Consider the following 19020-nt stretch of genomic DNA (forward strand, 5'->3'; position numbering starts at 1 on the left):
GTAACTATAACGGTCCTAAGGTAGCGAAATTCCTTGTCGGGTAAGTTCCGACCTGCACGAATGGTGTAACGATCTGGGTACTGTCTCAACCATGAGCTCGGTGAAATTGTAGTTCCGGTGAAGATGCCGGATACCCGCAACGGGACGGAAAGACCCCGTGAACCTTTACTGCAGCTTTGCATTGATTTTGGGTAACAGATGTGTAGGATAGGTCGGAGGCTTTGATGCTGCGTCGTCAGGCGTAGAGTAGCCGTCGTTGAAATACGACCCTTTTGTTATCTGAGGTCTAATCCCGTTAGGGAGACATTGCATGGTGGGTAGTTTGACTGGGGTGGTCGCCTCCAAAAGTGTAACGGAGGCTTCTCAAGGTACCCTCAAGGCGTTTGGTAATCGTCTGCAGAGTGCAATGGCATAAGGGTGCTTGACTGTGAGACCGACACGTCGATCAGGTTGGAAACAAGAGCATAGTGATCCGGTGGTTCCGCATGGAAGGGCCATCGCTCAAAGGATAAAAGGTACTCCGGGGATAACAGGCTGATCGCTCCCAAGAGCTCATATCGACGGAGCGGTTTGGCACCTCGATGTCGGCTCGTCACATCCTGGGGCTGGAGAAGGTCCCAAGGGTTCGGCTGTTCGCCGATTAAAGTGGCACGCGAGCTGGGTTCAGAACGTCGTGAGACAGTTCGGTCCCTATCTGTTGTGGGCGCAGGATATTTGAGGAGCTCTGACTCTAGTACGAGAGGACCGGGTTGGACATACCTCTGGTGAATCAGTTGTGTCGCCAGATGCACTGCTGAGTAGCTATGTATGGATTGGATAAGCGCTGAAAGCATCTAAGCGCGAAGCCAGCTTCAAGATGAGATATCCTTACAGGGTCGTTCGAGATGAGAACGTTGATAGGTTGCAGGTGTATAGTCGGTGACGGCACAGCCGAGCAATACTAATTACCCGAATGTTTACTTTAAGCGGAGTATATTTTTCTTTATCTTTCCGGTGTAAATGTCAAAACGGCGAGGTAGCTCAGCTGGTTAGAGCGCATGATTCATAATCATGAGGTCGGCGGTTCAAGCCCGCCTCTCGCTACCAAACTAAAGATTACAGAGCAAGAGTGTTCGATGGTACGTAATCATAGAATTGAAAATATTAAAAGGTGTCTATAACCGGGGGGATCCACCTCTTTCCATTCCGAACAGAGAAGTTAAGCCCCTGAGTGCCGATGGTACTGCCTTATGGTGGGAGAGTAGGTTGGCGCCGAATTGTGAAAGCGAGTTACGAAAGTGACTCGCTTTTTTTTCGGACATCCAGGGGCGGGTCTTTAGCGATCAATCGCTTCCCTCCCCCGTGAACTATAGTGTTTCGATGGTGAACAGTTGGTGAGGATCGAGTTTAAGGGTGGCGAAACCTTTCGCGGAAGTTGACAAGTCGGCGGGGAGATGACGGTTCATATATTCCCGGTTGTTGGGATCGAAACTGACTTTCCAGCCTTTTCCGGCTTTATTTTTTAAGTAAAAACACATGTTTTCCGGATCGCCTTGCTGGTAACGGTGTGTACCCGGTGTGCAACCGGTGATAAACATCGCTCCGTCGATCGGACAATTTTGCATTTCTGCCGTTAAAGTATACGCTTGGGGATCTTCCTGCTGATTGTATAATTGTTGCATTACCTGAGTTGCCCCCAAAACTCCTAAAGCTAAGCCGGGACAGATATGTCCATGGAATTGTGCAGCTTTTAATAATAACTCATCGGTTTCATTCTGCATGATATTTCGGACAATGTCGATGCGGGGCGAATCTGCCTGAATGGTTTGGTGAACATGTTTTTGGTCGAAGACAGAGGTATCGCAATATTTAATATCGATCACCGGAGAACCGTCTAAAGCATCGGCTCCTTCGACATACAATTTGCCACCTTCCCGCCGAATCAGTTTTACGGTAGTTATTCCCAGGTGGTTCGGGCGTTTGGGGGAACGGGAAGCAAATACACCTTTCATTTCACCGGAACGGATGCGGGTGACCAGTTCGGTACGCTTTTCATGATGAAAAGAAAATACAAGATCGAGGTATTCAGCTTGTTCTATATCCTGTAAACCTTCCGAATATTCGGGAAGAATCTCGATTTCTGAAATTTCTTTTTTTATAAACTCAGGTGCTTGGCTGGTGGTACATGTATTATGTACGAAACCGATAGGTTCTAGAACAATCATAGTCACAATAGGTAAAAGATTCGTGGTAAAATGTAAAAAATTCATTATTTTTTATTTTATTGAGGTATTATACAGATACAATCGTTATGACGGAGGATATCGACCTGGATGTCGTAAAGGTTTTCTATATTTTCCGGAGTATAGACGGATTGCATACCGGAGGCGAAGATCCGGCCCTGTTTCAGCATAAGTGCCTTATTGCAAAAGCGGGCAGCCATATTGATATCGTGGATGGTAATAATAACCAGGATACCTTCTTGGGTCAGTTGCCGCAATAGTTTCATCACTTTCATCTGATGATTGATATCCAGGTTGGCGATAGGTTCGTCCAATAGCAGGATGGAGGGCTGTTGGGCTAAAGCTCTGGCAATGAATACTCTTTGTTGTTGTCCGCCACTCAGGGTGTTCAGATTACGCATAGCGACTTCATCCAGTTCGAGACGGGTGAGTAGCCGGCTGACCAATTCCATATCTTCCGGAGCCGGTCTGCTGTGAATATACGGCTTACGTCCCAATAGTACCGTATCGAACACATTGATCCCGCTGATCGAGTCTGTTGATTGGGGAATATAGGCGACTATCCTGGAGAGTTTCGACGCAGAAAGGGCTGAGAGGGAAATATTCCCGATTTCGATATGGCCTGTATTGATTTTCAATATCCGGCTGATACATTTCAGGAGAGTACTTTTCCCCGAGCCGTTTTGTCCGATGATCGCCAGCATATCACCTGCTCCTGCCTCGAAGGAGATATCCTGTAATGCCCGGAAGCCACTGTAACTGAACGATAGGTCTTTGACTTTAATTTGTATCATATCTTTAGATTTTACTGAGTTATCTTTTTTTTCCGGGTCAGGAGGAATAAAAACAAAGGAACCCCTAAAAATGAGGTCAGTATACCGACCGGTAGAATGATCGGGGAGAGGATCGTGCGGGCGACCGTGTCACACAGTAACAGAAACATTCCTCCGAAGATTGCAGAACCGGGAATTAAAAATTCTTCGTTATCTCCGATGCATTTCCTGACGATGTGGGGAACGACGAGTCCGACAAAGGCGATCACTCCGAAAAAAGACACAGCTACGGCAGTGATCAGCGAGGTGACGACCATCCCGGTCATCCGGGTATGTTGCGGATAGACACCCATACTCTGTGCATAATCGTCGCCTGAACAAAGCACCTTATAGTCCCAGCGTTTCAGATAGAAGTAGATCAGGGCCGGAATCAGTGCGACGATTAAAAAGAGTAATTTCGACCAGTCACTACGTCCCAGATCGCCGAAGTTCCAGAAAACGATCGAAGCCAACTGTACGTTGTTCGCTACGTATTGCATGACCGCAATGCCGGCACCGAACAGGGAGTTAATGATCACTCCCGAAAGGATGATCGTTTCGACCGAGGCCTGTTTGCCCCTGATGATGATCAGAATGATAGCCAATCCCAACAGACTGCCTAAGAAGGCTGAAAGGGTAATGACATATGGATTGGTGATCATAAAGAGGTCTGAAGACCGGGTAATGCCGGCTCCGGCTCCCAGAAATACAATCCCGAACGAGGCTCCGAAGGCTGCTGCATTGGATATCCCCAGCGTATAGGGGGAGGCCAGGGGATTGCGTAACAAAATTTGCATGATCGCTCCTGATAGCGATAGGATAATCCCGGTAATTACGGCTGCCAGCATACGTGGTAACCGGATATTTAACAAGATCTGCCGGTTCATTTCCGTGCCTTCGTTTTGTACGATCGCCCATAGCTCCTGCCAACCGATTCGGTGTGAACCGATGATCAGGGAGACGATACCGGTAACGGCCAATAATAAAACCATCGCAGAGATAAAGCGGCGGTTTCTGGCCCGGTACCTTTTATATTGTGTTAAAACTTCGTTACTCATGATTTTCTTTTCCGTCGAAAATATTTTGGTAGGGACCCCAATGTTGGATCAAAGAATCTGCAATCGGAGCTCCGACGAACATCGTCATAATTTCGTCGGTTTTGCCGCGCATCGTTATTTCCCCGAAGTGTTCCGGGAAAAGTACTTTACCGGCATACCAGGCATTGACTAGCATGACGTCGAAATTGGAATGATGGTTGTTATAGGGCCAAAGGGTATAAATTTGTTTGTTTTCATAGGCTTTAAGCAGGCGGTTGAGTCCCTGACGGGTTTTAAAATCTTCCTGTACCAATGGCCAACCGCCGACATCGATAAAGATCACATCGGGATTCCAGTCGATCAGTTGTTCCCAGTCGATATAGGTCCCTGTTATCGGGGATACGTAGGTCGAATCGAGTTCAGAAGCCACATTGTCGGCTTCCAGATAATCCAGGGCAGCATAATAAGGATCTGTAGAAGTGATACCCTTTTGTCCTTTATAGGAAATGCCGCCGACATAGACTTTGGCAGATTTATCTGTACCGGCAGTTCGGGCTTGAAGATCTGCAATCTGCTCATCGATAAAACCGATCAGCGAATCGACCTTGTCTTCGGTATGCAGGACCTGGCCGATCAGTTGAAGTGAATTGTAAAATGTCGGACGGTTTCTACCCAGATCACCGTATTCAATGGTAAATACGGGAATTCCCGTCTGTTTCTGCAGAGCATCCGCCTCTCCGGCAGTGGTCGAAGTCATAAATATCACATCCGGTCCGGCTGCCATAATGAGTTCTGGATCTCCCCCCATACCCGGACCGATGATCGGTAGCCTGGCCAGATCGGGATGGGCGAAAATATGAGTAAATTCATTGGGACGTGTTTCCTGTTCTTCCACTCCGCAAATCAACGGGGCTCCTCCCGCATAAGTAACCAACCGGATCGCGGAAGACCGGATACAGACCAGTTGACGGATCGTATCGGGCAGCGCCACTTCCCTTTGTAATGCATCGGTTAAAAGCCGGGTAGGACGCTTGTTTTTAACGTTCTGCCCCTTACACGAAAACAGGAGAAGACTGACAATAAATAAATAGTGCAACCATTTCATATATCGTGATTTTTATCGGTTGATGTTAACAGCCACTTTGATATTCATTAAACGACCGGCGGACATATAATCTTTGGTGTTCATGTGTCTGTTGTCGAACATATTGATGATTTCCCCACCGACATAAAGCCGGTGGTCGAAAAACCATTTGGATACCTGTGCATCCCAAATCGTAAAGCCATCGATGGCTGCCGAATTATCTTCGGTGGTATATTGTTTGGATTTATATCGTCCCCGGAACATGACATCTGCAATCCCGCCGGTCCACAGCACATATCCCTTTATCTGGTTTTTAGGAGCATAGGTCAGTATTTTATTATTCAGTTCCGGTTTTTCTTTAAAGTCTTTGACTTTCGGGTTATTATACGAATAGTTGAGGTTGATTTTCAAACCATTGAACGGGATATAATTCAGGTCGGCTTCAATGCCTTTTACATCGACTTTAGAAACATTCTGCCGTTGGAATATATCTCTTTTTCCCCACATTTTTTCTCCTGTAGTTACATAATACAGAAAGTCTTTTCCTTTAGCATAGTAGAGAGAAGGGGAGAAAGACAAGTTTTTGGTGAGCCGGAACGTACCGCCGATCTCATAATTATCGATCTGTTCCGGTCCCAATTCCGGATTGGCGATCTTAGGTCCTACCCACATCCATCCTGAACGGCAAAGGTCGTCCAGAATAGATGCCCGGAAACCTTGAGAATAAGAAATATAGGCAGATATGGCTCGGGTGGGGTTATAGCGCAGAGCTACCCGGGGGGAGAGATGTTCCCAACGGTTATTTTTTAGCTTTCCGTTGTAAGTGTTGAAATCGGAGACATTTTCTCCGTTAGCCTCGAACCATCCTTTATGAAAATAAGCATTGTCGTAACGTAAAGCAACCTGTAACCAGATTTTTTTGTTGAAAAGACTGAGTTCATCCTGGGCGAATACAGAGAGGATACGGATGGAGCCTTTGTTGAGCACTTCATCGGTCGAAGTGACGTAATGGTCTCCTCCGTCGATGCTTCCATTCTTAAATTCTCCGCCGAGTGCAAAAGCATTGTGACGTCCTTCGAGTCGCAGGTGCATGATCGCTCCCCAGTCGTCCCGGTGAGATTTTACATCGAAACGCTGATAATCTCCGCCTTTTATCCGTTCGTCCAATTTGAAATAATCCTGGCGTTGAAAATAAAGTGCTGCCTGGTAAGAAAATTTTCCTTTTTCCCCGTAAAAACGACTTTGGACCCGGTTGTGATTGAAATGGCGGTACTCGCCGTCGGGAGCTTGGATTTTTTCTCCTTCGCCCCGTTTGTCTCTGTACAGGTCATAGGCTAAATCGACATTGAATAGGGCTGTCGGATTGTAGAGGACCTTAGCATATAATCCCCCTTCTTTCATAAAGCGGGCGACACTATAGTCGGGTTCTGTGCGGAGGCTATCCGGGATGTTGTTGAAGCCGTCGCTTTTGTTGTAATAACCGGATAAAAAAATGGCGAACTTGTCGTTTATCCGGCTGGATAGGCCCAGATCGGTTTTCCAGGTATTCAGGCTCCCGTAGGAACCCGAGGTGTTGAGCGAGAAGGGCGAAACCGGTCTTTTGCTGATGATATTGATGACTCCGCCCATAGCGCTATTGCCGTATAAGGAAGATCCCGGACCTTTGAATACTTCGATACGCTGCACATTGTCTATATGAATACTATTCCAGTTTACCGAGCCTTCGTCCGAAGTATTGATGGGAATGCCGTCGAAGAGGACGAGCGTGCGGCCTTGTTCATCTCCGGCCAATCCCCGGATACTGACGTTGGTGTGCATATTGCTGATCCCGTCACTACGTGTTGTGTTCACTCCTGAGAGCATCGAAAGAATGTCGTCGACACTTTGGGCCGGACTGTTACGCAGGAGCAAAGGGGTGACGACATGGATACTGCCGGGGCTCTGACTGATCGGACGTTCGGTTCCCGAGCCCGTAACGACGACTTCTTCCAGGCGTAAAGTCGTATCTACTTTTGAAGTCTGGCCATAACTTATCGCTACCGTTGAGCTACAGCATAAGAGTATAATTAATTTTAGAGTTGTCATAAGAAAATACATTGAAATTTCAGAAAAATTGAAACGTGAGTGAATAACCGACCGGTTTTAGTATAAAAACGAGTGTCGGTTCTGTAATCGGTCACTGGCGGGAAGATGACGCTGATACTTCCCGGGTTTTGTATGAGAGGGGGATTGCGTTCGGAACCCCGTAATGATAACTTCTTCCAGGGAATAAGGGCGCTGGCAGATTGAGGGCCTGTAGCTTAAAAGTGATACCTGGTAATGACAGAAGTGATCCTGGTTTATAATTTTCTGAAATTTCTTTACTGAGAGACGATATGGCTTTCCTGCTGATAGTTTCTATCACGTCTCTCTTGGCAATGTTGCCATACAGGAAAGGATCGTGTTCGGATTTTAGGATTACGGGTTCCTTTAGGGGTAACCGGACAGCCCCTGATCTTTTTGAATTCATCGTGTTTTGTTTAGATTACTTAAACTCATACGCACCCGGGAAAGGTTTGGTTTTATTCCCCCGGAAATTAAAGTAATTTAATATTTATCGGATTATGAATGGATAGATGTGAATGTATATACATGAAAATGAATGCTATATGTATTTGCGACATATGCTCTCTAAGGTTAAGGTAGTCTAAATACCGGAATAACATTTCTCTTTTTGAAACAACTTTAAAATTCCAGCGTAGTTCTCGTGTTAAGGCCGGAAGGAAAAAAGATACTCCTTCTGTATTAAAAAATATTATTTAACATTTAAAAACGGAAAACTATGCATTTAACACCGAAAGAAATTGACAAGCTGATGTTATTGTCATTAGGTGCAATTGCCGCACGGCGTAAGGAAAAAGGGTTGAAGCTGAATTATCCGGAAGCTGTAGCCTACATCAGTTCGGCAGCTTTGGAAGGAGCTCGCGAAGGAAAAACCCTGGAACAGGTGATGACCGATTCCACAAAAGTATTGACCAAAAATGATGTGATGGAGGGAGTGGCCGACATGATCTCTTTGATTCAGGTAGAGGCGGTTTTTACCGATGGTAGCCGTCTGGTAAGTATTCATCAACCGATTAAATAGTAAGATTATGGCAGATATGAATAAGGCAGGTACTCCGAAACAAGCACCCATTGTACCGGGTTTTACTCCGAAACAACATGTGGGAGTCGGAGGGGAGATTTTGAGTGCAGAGCCGATCGAATACAACGAAGGTCGGTATACAGCAAAGATTGTTGTCCACAATACGGGTGATCGTCCGATTCAGGTCGGTTCGCATTTCCATTTCTTCGAAGTGAACCGGTATCTCGAATTCGACCGGGCAAAAGCTTTCGGTTGTCACCTGAATATTCCGGCAACAACAGCTATACGTTTTGAACCGGGTGATGAAAAAGAGGTTGAAGTCGTCGCTTATTCCGGTAAACAGTATGTTATGGGATTCAATGGGTTGGTACAAGGATTTACCGGAGATGAAGATGCTCCGACTTATTATCCGAAACGGATTCAGGCCATCGGGAATGCAAAAAATTTGGGTTTTAAAATCATAGATGAAGCCAGTGCAGAAGCTGACCTCCAGAAAAAGAATCAAAAAACAAAGTAATTATGGCAACAATATCAAGACAACAATATAACGACCTTTACGGCCCTACCGTAGGTGATAAAATCCGTTTAGGAGATACCGATCTGTATGTTGAAATTACAAAAGACCTTTGTGTATATGGCGATGAGGTAGTCTATGGAGGTGGTAAAACCTTACGGGATGGTATGGGTTTGGCGAATACTACGACTTCAGAAGGGGGTACGTTGGATTTAGTCATTACTAATGTAACGATTATCGACCCGATATTGGGGGTGATCAAAGCGGATGTCGGAGTAAAAGACGGTAAAATTGCCGGAATCGGTAAAGCCGGCAATCCGAATATCATGCGGGGAGTTACCCCTGAATTGGTAACAGGAGCTGCTACCGATGCCATTTCGGGAGAACATCTGATTCTGACAGCTGCAGCTATCGACGGTCACGTACACATGATCGCACCGCAGCAAGCCTACCATTGCCTGAGTAATGGAGTCACTACGCTTGTCGGTGGTGGTGTCGGACCGACCGACGGTACCAACGGTACGACTATTACTTCCGGTACCTGGAATATGAAACGGATGTTACAATCCATCGATGGCCTGCCTGTAAACTACGGTTTTCTGGGCAAAGGTAACTGTTCTGTTCGTCGTCCGTTGGTTGAACAAATGTTAGCCGGTGCTTGTGGTTTTAAAATTCATGAAGACTGGGGAAGTACTCCTGCTGCTATTCGGGCTACGATGGCTGTAGCGGATGAATTCGACGTTCAGGTGGCTATTCACACCGATACGTTGAACGAAGGCGGATATGTGGAAGATACGATCGCTGCTATCGATGGACGTACGATTCATACTTATCATACTGAAGGTGCCGGTGGCGGACACGCTCCCGACTTGTTGAAGGTGGCTTCTCTGGCAAATGTACTTCCGTCTTCTACCAATCCTACGCTGCCGTTCGGTATCAATTCCCAGGCTGAGTTGTTCGATATGATTATGGTATGTCACAACCTGAATCCGAAAATTCCGTCCGACGTTGCTTTTGCAGAAAGCCGGGTACGTCCCGAAACTCAGGCTGCTGAAAATATACTGCACGATCTGGGGGTTATCTCGATGATTTCTTCCGATTCTCAGGCTATGGGACGTGTAGGTGAAAACTTTTTACGTGCTTTCCAGATGGCAAGTTATATGAAACAGGTGAGGGGAAAGTTGGCAGAGGATTCTGCTGATAACGATAACTTCAGGGTATTACGCTATTTGGCAAAATTGACGATTAACCCGGCTTTGACTTATGGTTTCTCGGAAGTGTTAGGGTCTGTCGAGAAAGGCAAAATGGCCGACCTCGTATTGTGGGAACCGGCATTTTTCGGTACTAAACCTAAATTAGTCATCAAAGGGGGAATGATCAACTGGGCGAATATGGGTGACCCGAATGCTTCTTTGCCGACACCACAGCCTGTATACTACCGGCCGATGTACGGCAGCTTCGGTTCGGCTATGCCGAAGAGCTGTATTTCTTTTGTATCCCGGGCTTCTCATGATGCCGGTATTAAAGAGAAATACGGGTTGCAACGGATCGTTTATCCGGTACACGGTTGCCGTCAGATCGGTAAACCACATATGGTACTCAACGGAAATATGCCTAAGATCGATGTCAATCCCGAGACTTTTGAAGTGTTTATCGATGGCCGGCAGGCTTATGTTAAACCGGCACAGAAGTTCTCTTTGGCACAACTCTATTGGTTTAGTTGATCCGAAGGTTTATCGAACAATTTATTCACCGATGAGGAAGTGCCTTTGTAACCTTTCGATTGCACTTCCTCTATAAAATTCTTTTTATGAAAATATTTTCTGAAGTCATAGGAAATATGACAACTGACCCGCAATGGGCGGAGAAATTGAAAAACACAAAAATCGAATACCTGGAGCTGGATCAATGGACGGCTCAGAAAAGTCGCTTCATTGCTAAAGGTTCGGACGGACAGGAATATGCCGTCGCTTTGAAGCGTCACAGTCAGATCGAAAATGGGGATATACTCGAATATGACCCGGAGCGGAAAGTGGCCATCGTGATACGTATCGCATTGAAACCGGTATTGGTCGTCGAATTGAAAAAGATTGCAGCGAAAACACCTGAAGAGATTATTCGTCGTTGTGTCGAACTTGGGCATGCCGTTGGTAACCAACATTGGCCGGCTATCGTGAAGGGTACAAAATTATATATCCCTTTGACTGTAGACAAGAAGGTGATGACCAGTGTAATGGATACCCATCATTTTGAAGATATTACCTATGAATTTCAGACCGGGTTGGAAGTGATCCCTTTTCTGGCACCACATGAAATCAGGCAACTGTTCGGGGGAAGTTCGCAGGAGATCACCCATCATCACGATGCCGTACACGGGTACGATCATACACACGATCACGAACATTCCCACCGGCATGAATACGGGGAGGTACATTCATGATTACTATACAAACTACCGAAATCTTAACCCTGAAAATATAACATGATGATTGATGAGATTACCCGATTGATGCGTTTACTTGAATTTTCGGATTCTGCTTTTCCGGTGGGAACGTTTTCTTTTTCTAATGGGCTGGAAACGGCTGCATTCGAAGGGATCGTATACGATGCTCAAACGCTTGAACAATATACCCGTACGGCTCTCCGTCAGACCATTTACAGTGATGCTATAGCGGCCCTGATCGCTTTTCGGGCTGCTGCCGGCGGAAACTATAAGACGATTCTGGAGGCTGACCGGCAAATCATCCTTTGTAAAATGAATGCGGAAGCCCGGCTGATGTTGATCCGTATGGGGAAAAAAATGGCCGAAATTTGTACTCAGATTACCGATAGTCCCTGGATGAGCCGTTGGTTGGAAGATATTCGGGCAGAACGAACACCGGGAACCTATCCTGTAGCACAAGCGATTTATTTTCAGCAAAATGGTTCTACAGAGAAAGATCTGTTCGTGGCTATCGAGTATGGAGCGATCAATATGATTCTCAATGCGGCTTTACGGTGTGTCAAAGTTTCCCACTATGAGACCCAGGCTATCCTTTACCGGCTTTGTACGGAGGCGGCAGAAAATTATAAAATCGTGCGTGAACTGAACTTTGAAGATATGCAGGCTTTTGCCCCCGAAATGGACGTCATCGCTTCGCTGCATGAAAAAGGGAAGATGAGGATGTTTATGAATTAAAATCTAAAAAATTGAAATTATTATGAGCAATACATGCAGAATTGGCGTCGGCGGACCGGTTGGTTCCGGGAAAACAGCTTTGATCGAAGCCATTACTCCTTATTTTTTGAAATTGGGTTTACAGGTTTTGATTATTACCAACGATATCGTGACCACCGAAGATGCCAAACATGTCCGTAAAATGTTGAAAGGTTATCTGGCAGAAGAACGGATTATCGGTGTCGAGACCGGTGCTTGTCCCCATACGGCCGTACGGGAAGACCCTTCGATGAATATTGCCGCTGTCGAGGAAATGGAAACTAAATTTCCCGATAGCGACGTCGTATTGATCGAATCGGGAGGAGATAACCTGACTTTGACTTTCAGTCCTGCGCTGGTGGACTTTTTTATTTATGTGATCGATGTGGCTGCCGGTGATAAAATCCCGCGTAAAGACGGTCCCGGAATTTCCTATTCGGATATACTGGTCATTAATAAAACCGATCTGGCTCCTTATGTACATGCCGATCTGGAAGTAATGCGCCGTGATTCTGAATTGATGCGTCCGGGAAAGCCTTTTGTGTTCACCAATTGTATGACCGGTGAAGGTATTAAAGAGTTGGTTACTCTGATCCGGGATATGGCCTTGTTCGACCGTGTTTCGGAAAAAGAGGTTGAAGAGATGAAAGTATGAACGATTATACGACATGTAGAGAATTGAAGCCTTATCTCGAACCGACGAAGGCGATGCGTTTAGGTGCACCGGGAAAATTCGGTTCGCTGGATCTGGTATTCGAGTTGGATAAAGACAAGAAGTCGATTATGCGGCATTGGGACAGGCGGGCTCCGCTCATTGTACAGCAAGAATTGTACTTTGACGAGGGGATGCCTGAAATGCCCTGTGTTTATATTCTGTCGTCAGGAGGGCCGAATGTGGATGGGGACCGCTATGAAAACCGTTTTACCGTCCGTAAGGATGCTTATGCCTGTATATCTACCGGTGCAGCAACGAAAATTGCCGAGATGGTATATAATTTTTCAGGACTGAAACAGTGCTTTGTATTGGAAGAGAATGCCTATCTTGAATATATGCCCGAAGCGACTATCCCTTGCCGTCACAGTCGTTATATTACTGATACGGATATCGAAATCGATCCGACTGCGACTTTATTCTATTCGGAGATCTATATGGGAGGAAGGAAATATTACGGAGAAGGGGAATTGTTCGAATACGACTTGCTGTCGGTTTGTACACGGGCCCACCGACCCGACGGTACGCTTCTGTTCCGTGAGAAATTGGTTGCCGAGCCTTTCCTGAATCCTGTACGGGCTATCGGAACGATGCATGATTATGATGTTTTTGCCAATGTCGTTGTATTGACTCCTCCTCAGGAAACTTCCCGGATTTATGAGCAGACAAAAGCTTATATCGACCGTCAGGAAGATATTGCAGTCGGAATAAGTCATCTGCCGAATGACTGTGGGTTGATATTCAAAGTGTTGGGGAAAGAAACCTCTCCGGTGAAGAAAGTTGTCCGGCAATTTTGTTCAACTGTACGAATGCAAGTCAAGGGTAAACCTTTACCTGAAGAGTTTGCCTGGAGATAAAAATGAAAAACAAAAATTATGGAAACACAAGCAGCAACTTTGCCAAGAGTATTTTCTTTTGGTTTTTGGAAAATCCTGTGTAAAGGAACAGGACAGGTGATGTTCCAGGATAATGCCTGGACCGGATTATTCTTTTTAGCCGGGATTTTCTACGGCTCTTATGTAACGGGTAATCCGGCAGTGGCTTGGGGGGCTTTGGCCGGTGTATTTATGTCCACGATTACCGGATATCTCCTGAGGTATCCCGCAGAGAAAGGAACTGCCGGACTTTGGGGATTCAACGGGGTTTTGGTCGGATGTGCCTTACCGACATTTTTAGGGAATGTACCCTTAATGTGGTTGGCCATTGTTATCTTTTCCTCTATGACAACCTGGGTGATGGTCGGATTGAACCATTTATTGGCTCCTTATAAAGTGAGTTCGTTTACTTTTCCTTTTGTGTTGACCACCTGGTTCGTACTGATGGCTGCGCGGATTATGCACGGACTGCCCGATTCCGGATTAGGTGCTCCCGAATTGCCCGGTAATTTTTCTTCGGCATTCGATACCGGTTTTAAAGACTTGGTGATCTATTGGCTGACTGGAATCGGGCAGGTTTTTCTGATCAAATCCTGGGTGACCGGATTGTTGTTTTTGATCGGATTGGCGATCAGCAACTATTGGGCTGCCATTTGGGCTGCTATCGGATCTGCCCTGGCATTGGCCGTTGCCATTTTGTATCAATGTAACGGTGGGGATATCGCCAACGGTTTGTTCAGCTTTAGTCCGGTGCTTACTGCTATAGCGTTGGGAATGACTTTTTATCAGGTCAATTGGCGGACCGCCATCTGGACTTTGCTGGGAATCTTCGCTACCGTATTTATTCAGGCCGGTATGGATACTTTCTTTTCTCCGTTGGGGATTCCGACATTGACCGGTCCGTTTTGTGTGGCAACCTGGTTGTTCCTGTGGCCGCATCTGAATCTGGATAAAAAGATATTACAACAAGGATAGAGAAATTTCAGATTTATGGTAGAGAGTCAAAAATTACCGGAATATAACATGGATACGATGCCTTTACGTAGAGGGCATATCCTTATTTTAATGATTGCCTCTGCCGGACAGTTTTTTGGTGGGGCATTGGCTATTTTGGTGGGTGTTATCGCTCCCTTGATCGCCATGACCCATCATCCTGGATTATCTCCCTGGTTGCAGGGGTTTATCTTTGCTTGCGGATTGATCGGTATAATGCTGGGGTCTTTGTTTTTCGGGCGGTTCAGTGATAAATACGGGTATCTTTTCTTTTTCCGGCTTTGTCCGCTGGTCATTGCCGGGGCTTCGCTGGGTGTTTATTTCAGTCATTCTCTGGTGGTATTGACGGTCTGTTTGCTACTGATCGGTTTTGCGATAGGCGGGGCGTATGCTTTAGATCCTTCGTATGTTTCAGAGATTATGCCTAAAAAATGGAAGCGGACCATGTTGGGAATTTCCAAGGCTACTTCTGGTTTAGGAAATATCGGGATGATCCTGGTGGCTTGGTATGTATTGAAAGAATCTTCCGATCCGGAGATTTGGAATCATTTGTTTTTATTTCTGACATTTTTTGCTGTCGTCACTTTTCTGGCTCGTCTCTGGTTTGTGGAGAGCCCTGAATGGCTGGCTCTTCATGGGAAAGTAGAGGAAGCTGAAAAGAATGTCAAACATTTTCTGGGGCAGGATGTGTACATCGGTGAGTTGGCCAGTAAAAAAGATAAGACAACCCGGCCCCAATCTTCCCGCCGGGATATTTTTGCCCGGGGAAATATAAAACGGATTGTTCTCAGCGGTATTCCGTGGGGATGTGAAGGCATGGGAGTATACGGTATCGGTATATTTACTCCTGTGTTGTTACTGACCTTAGGATTGATTCCCGAAAGCGGCAAAGCTTTCCCCAGGGTGGTCGAATCTTTGCGTTTTACGTTTTATATCAACTTCTTCGTTATGTTGGGGTTTATCATCGGATTGACTATCGTCCGAAAACTGAACCTGCTCCATGCCCAGACCTTCGGTTTCTTTCTTTGTGCTCTCGGATTATTCGTCACCCTTTTAGGGTATATCTATCAGGCACCGTTGGGAGTGACCTTAGGCGGATTCTTATTATTTGAACTGGCTTTAAATGCCGGGCCGCATCTTTCCACCTTCGAATTACCGAGCCGGATTTATACTTTACAGGAGCGGGCGAGTGGAGAGGGGATTGCCTCTGCATTAGGTAAATTGGGGGCTATTATCGCTACCTTTATTATCCCTCCGTTACTGCAACTCGGGGGAGGTAAACTGGTTTTAATCGTAGCGATTGCTGTGCTCGTATTGGGAGGAGTGATTACCCTGCTTGTCGGACCTTTGGTATTGAAGCATTTACCGGAGAAAGTTTAATTGTTAAATTATAAAATTTGAAACTATGTTTAAAGCGATGTTGATTGCCGGGGCAGGAGGATTTATCGGTACTTGCCTGCGTTATTTGGTAGGTAAATTAGCTCATTATGTTTTTTCTTCTCCTTTTCCATGGGGAACTTTTGCAGTGAATATTATCGGTAGTTTTGTCATCGGAATATTCTTCGGTATGGCTGAAAAAGCTCACCTGATTTCTGCCAATATGAATGTATTTCTGATCACCGGTTTCTGTGGTGGTTTCACTACGTTTTCGTCCTTTGCCGACGACATGTTTTTACTGATGCAGAATAAACATTGGGGGTATTTTTCGGCTTATCTGGTATTGAGTATTGTATTGGGAATTGTTTTAGTATGGTTAGGACGTAGTGTCGTAAAACCGGCTTGAATCAGTTTGAAGTTTATAAAATTCGTAATGTTTGTAAAGTATCGGATCTTATCGGTATGTGACGATTGGGCGAAACCGAAGCTTTATAAACTTTACGAATCCTGCTGTGGCTATATTGAACCGCTTATTTCTCCCATACTTTCAGGATTTCCACGACATACACTTTATGGAAATTTCCCTGTGCTCCATACCATTTGTCTGGCAGACTTTTATCGATAAAATGCTCGGGAGATAACAATTGGCCGTATAGTTTACGGCATTCGAGGGTCAGACGGGCTTGTTCGAAGGTCACGTTACCATCCGGGGTCGTTAGGGGAAGCAGTCCGCTCTCTTTGATTTTGTCTGTATCACGCCCGGATTTACTTCCACAAATGTTGTATATAGAACGGTTACCACTACCCAGGAAAGAAAGTGTCAGCATGTCGTTCTTTTCTATAAATTCGTAAGTGTAACGCTCGGGCCGGATAAAGATAAAAGCAACTGCTTTGTTCCAGAGAAAACCGATACCACCCCAACTGGCTGTCATCGTATTGAATTTTTCTTTTGAACCGGAAGTCACCAACATCCATTCTTTACCGATCGCTTCAAAAAAATTTTCAGTCAGATCTTTTATTGCTAGTTCTTGCATCATTTATTGTTTTTGTGTTCACGTGGGTAAAGTTATTAAATTGTGAATAGAATATCAAAGAAATATTCGATAGATTATTCTATCTTTGGCTGCCGAACAAGGTTGGTGTGACGAATGACCGATTAAAGTAAAAATAATGAGAGCGCTGAAGATATGGGGGATGACTATGGTGGTAGTCATTGCCGTTTTAGGACTGTATATTTATCAAAATAACCGGGAGTATCAAATCATACTCTTGAATACCAATGATAGTCACGGTAGCATTTTGCCTGTGGATAGTGTGGGGGGAATGGCTGAGCGGGCTACTTTTATCCGGATGGTGAGAGAGAAGAATCCTTATGTGCTCCTGGTCGATGCCGGGGATATCAATACCGGGCAAGCTATTTCGAATAGGGCGGATGCAAAGCCCGATATCTTGGCTTACAATTACATGGGATATGATGCTGTTACTGTAGGGAATCATGAATTCGATAAACCCCTGAACGTTTTGTTGAAGCAGATGCAATGGGCCGAATTTCCTTTTGTGACGTCTAATATCCAACGGAATGGAACTCCGTTGGGAGTAGAATATCTGATCAAAGAAATAGGAGGAGTGAAAATAGGAATCTTTGGATTGACTACGAAGAATACAGAAAATGTCAGTATCCATGCCGGGGAAGTGACTTTCGAAAATGAGGTGATGGCGGCGCGGAAAGTGGTTAAGTTATTGAAAAAACAACAGGTAAACCTGATTATCGGTCTGGTTCATCTCGGATTTACCGAGTCGGCACCCGGTTTTATCACTTCTTACCGATTGGCACAGGAAGTAGACGGTATCGATATTTTGGTCGACGGACATTCACATTCTTTTATCGAGCGGCCGGAGCATATCCATAAGACGACGATCGTTACGGCTAATCAGAGTGGAAGATACGTCGGTGAAGGTATTATAAGAATGAAAAAAGGACGTTTTGTAGGATTTTATTGGAAACCGGTATTGATAAAAGGATTTCAGCCGGATTCTGTTTTGAGCCTGCAATTGCGGCCTTATGTCGAAGCGGCGGAGAAGGATTTGGCAACCGTCGTAGGGGAGGCTACCGAAGAATTTTCCCTTTTTCAGGATGGAGAGAATCTGGCCCGTTATGGCGAGACGGCTTTGGGAGATCTGGTAGCCGATGCTTTAAAATGGAAGGCCGGGAAGTTGAATCTGAAGGTCGATTTTGCTTTGACTAATTCCGGTGGTATCCGGGAAAGCCTGCCTGCCGGTAAAATAACCAAAGGAGATGTTTTGGCCGTATTACCTTTTGATAACGTCCTCGAGGTGGTAGCCTTATCCGGTAGTGAAGTCCGGCGATTGTTCGATCATATCGCCTCTATCCCTTTGGGCAACGGAGCTTTTGCTCAGGTGTCCCGTGAGGTACGGGTGGTTTACGATTCCGGGCGGGTGAGAACATTGACGATAGCCGGCCGGCCTATTGAAGACGATAAAATGTATTATATGGCTACCTGTGATTATGTTGCGGCCGGGAAAGATGGCTATGAGGCTGGATTGGAAAATATTACAGGGAGGGAAAATACCTCCCGCTCTCTATCGGATGTGCTGATCGAATATATTCAGACGAAGGGAAAAATAATCCCCCGGGTGGATGGTCGGATCAAATTTACCGATTAGAAGAATCAGGTTCTTGGGCAGAACCGGGATTTTGTCCCGCTTTCAATATATGGTTCATGAAATGTCCGTATTCTTCTTCCGTGATTTCCAGTTCTAAGAGGATTTTTTTCTTTTTTACCGGATGAGGAGAAGATTTTTTTTCTTTTTCCATGCGGATAAGTTTGTTATTTTCTGCCAGGCAATCGGAAAAATATTGAAAGAAATCCGTGTTTAATGCCATGGAAATATCGTAAAGTAATGACGTATCTATGATTTTTCGTTTAAAAATGTTGTATGCGATGGTTCTGTCTTTTTGAATTTGCTGAGCGAAATAAGCTACAGACCACCCTGTCTTTTTAAACACAAGCCGTATTCTCTCCCCAATATCGATTCCTGGATTCATAGTCTCG

Annotated in this window: 18 protein-coding genes, 1 tRNA gene and 2 rRNA genes; 14 read left to right on the plus strand and 7 right to left on the minus strand. The window is 45.4% G+C overall.

All coding sequences use genetic code 11. From position 1 onward, the window contains the following. The 3 genes from WS42_RS04995 to rrf all read left to right on the plus strand — a co-directional run. A 23S ribosomal RNA gene (locus tag WS42_RS04995) occupies positions 1–964 on the plus strand; the annotation flags it as partial. 45 nt (positions 965–1009) lie between these two features. Beyond that, positions 1010–1086, plus strand: a tRNA-Met gene (locus WS42_RS05000). Between the two features lie 60 nt (positions 1087–1146). Next, positions 1147–1257, plus strand: a 5S ribosomal RNA gene (rrf, locus tag WS42_RS05005). 89 nt (positions 1258–1346) lie between these two features. On the opposite strand, the gene tsaA is transcribed toward rrf, so the two are convergent. Genes tsaA through WS42_RS05030 form a run of 5 tightly spaced genes read right to left on the minus strand, consistent with a single transcriptional unit; the run spans position 1347 to position 7240 of the window. After that, positions 1347–2204, minus strand: a complete 858-nt coding sequence (gene tsaA / locus WS42_RS05010; RefSeq protein ID WP_046450808.1) for a tRNA (N6-threonylcarbamoyladenosine(37)-N6)-methyltransferase TrmO — start codon at positions 2202–2204, stop codon at positions 1347–1349. Between the two features lie 56 nt (positions 2205–2260). Beyond that, a complete protein-coding gene (locus tag WS42_RS05015; protein ID WP_013611519.1) occupies positions 2261–3016 on the minus strand; it encodes an ABC transporter ATP-binding protein in 756 nt (251 codons plus the stop codon). Between the two features lie 11 nt (positions 3017–3027). Next, positions 3028–4092: a FecCD family ABC transporter permease gene (locus WS42_RS05020; RefSeq protein WP_046450805.1), complete on the minus strand. Its 1065-nt coding sequence runs from the start codon at positions 4090–4092 to the stop codon at positions 3028–3030. Beyond that, the gene (locus WS42_RS05025; protein ID WP_046402993.1) at positions 4085–5176 is read right to left on the minus strand and encodes an ABC transporter substrate-binding protein; all 1092 of its coding nucleotides are present in this window, start codon (positions 5174–5176) and stop codon (positions 4085–4087) included. The genes WS42_RS05020 and WS42_RS05025 overlap by 8 nt, the downstream gene beginning before the upstream one ends. Before the next feature lie 12 nt (positions 5177–5188). After that, entirely contained in the window at positions 5189–7240 is a 2052-nt protein-coding gene (locus WS42_RS05030) for a TonB-dependent receptor plug domain-containing protein (protein WP_229032453.1), read from the minus strand. Positions 7241–7976: 736 nt separating this feature from the next. Here WS42_RS05030 and WS42_RS05035 point away from each other — a divergent pair. The 10 genes from WS42_RS05035 (at position 7977) to crcB (ending at position 16352) form a co-directional block, all read left to right on the plus strand. Continuing rightward, positions 7977–8279, plus strand: a complete 303-nt coding sequence (locus tag WS42_RS05035; RefSeq protein ID WP_013611515.1) for an urease subunit gamma — start codon at positions 7977–7979, stop codon at positions 8277–8279. A gap of 7 nt (positions 8280–8286) precedes the next feature. After that, positions 8287–8796 (plus strand): urease subunit beta, encoded by a 510-nt coding sequence (locus WS42_RS15795; protein ID WP_013611514.1) that lies wholly within the window; start codon positions 8287–8289, stop codon positions 8794–8796. Between the two features lie 2 nt (positions 8797–8798). Then, positions 8799–10517: an urease subunit alpha gene (locus WS42_RS05045; protein ID WP_013611513.1), complete on the plus strand. Its 1719-nt coding sequence runs from the start codon at positions 8799–8801 to the stop codon at positions 10515–10517. Between the two features lie 86 nt (positions 10518–10603). Beyond that, a complete protein-coding gene (locus WS42_RS05050; RefSeq protein WP_013611512.1) occupies positions 10604–11233 on the plus strand; it encodes an urease accessory protein UreE in 630 nt (209 codons plus the stop codon). 45 nt (positions 11234–11278) lie between these two features. Next, entirely contained in the window at positions 11279–11971 is a 693-nt protein-coding gene (locus tag WS42_RS05055) for an urease accessory protein UreF (protein WP_041556483.1), read from the plus strand. 22 nt (positions 11972–11993) lie between these two features. Continuing rightward, entirely contained in the window at positions 11994–12644 is a 651-nt protein-coding gene (ureG, locus tag WS42_RS05060; protein WP_013611510.1) for an urease accessory protein UreG, read from the plus strand. Further along, a complete protein-coding gene (locus WS42_RS05065; RefSeq protein ID WP_022159689.1) occupies positions 12641–13558 on the plus strand; it encodes an urease accessory protein UreD in 918 nt (305 codons plus the stop codon). The genes ureG and WS42_RS05065 overlap by 4 nt, the downstream gene beginning before the upstream one ends. Before the next feature lie 18 nt (positions 13559–13576). Next, positions 13577–14551 carry an urea transporter gene (gene yut / locus WS42_RS05070; RefSeq protein WP_022159690.1) on the plus strand — a complete coding sequence of 325 codons (975 nt, stop codon included), beginning with the start codon at positions 13577–13579 and terminating at the stop codon, positions 14549–14551. Between the two features lie 15 nt (positions 14552–14566). Continuing rightward, on the plus strand, positions 14567–15949 hold the full coding sequence (locus tag WS42_RS05075) for an MFS transporter (protein ID WP_022159691.1): 1383 nt from the start codon (positions 14567–14569) through the stop codon (positions 15947–15949). A 25-nt stretch (positions 15950–15974) separates the two neighbouring features. After that, positions 15975–16352: a fluoride efflux transporter CrcB gene (crcB, locus tag WS42_RS05080; protein WP_013611506.1), complete on the plus strand. Its 378-nt coding sequence runs from the start codon at positions 15975–15977 to the stop codon at positions 16350–16352. A 124-nt stretch (positions 16353–16476) separates the two neighbouring features. On the opposite strand, the gene WS42_RS05085 is transcribed toward crcB, so the two are convergent. Further along, the gene (locus WS42_RS05085) at positions 16477–16980 is read right to left on the minus strand and encodes a flavin reductase family protein (RefSeq protein ID WP_022159692.1); all 504 of its coding nucleotides are present in this window, start codon (positions 16978–16980) and stop codon (positions 16477–16479) included. A gap of 136 nt (positions 16981–17116) precedes the next feature. Here WS42_RS05085 and WS42_RS05090 point away from each other — a divergent pair, with 136 nt between their 5' ends. Next, entirely contained in the window at positions 17117–18631 is a 1515-nt protein-coding gene (locus tag WS42_RS05090; RefSeq protein ID WP_022159693.1) for a bifunctional metallophosphatase/5'-nucleotidase, read from the plus strand. Here the strand turns inward: WS42_RS05090 and WS42_RS15345 are convergent. Next, a complete protein-coding gene (locus tag WS42_RS15345) occupies positions 18621–19013 on the minus strand; it encodes a hypothetical protein (RefSeq protein ID WP_013611503.1) in 393 nt (130 codons plus the stop codon). The two genes, WS42_RS05090 and WS42_RS15345, sit on opposite strands and share 11 nt — an antisense overlap. Positions 19014–19020 lie beyond the last annotated feature (7 nt).

The sequence above is a fragment of the Odoribacter sp. N54.MGS-14 genome (assembly GCF_000980295.1).
GTDB classification, from domain to species: domain Bacteria; phylum Bacteroidota; class Bacteroidia; order Bacteroidales; family Marinifilaceae; genus Odoribacter; species Odoribacter splanchnicus.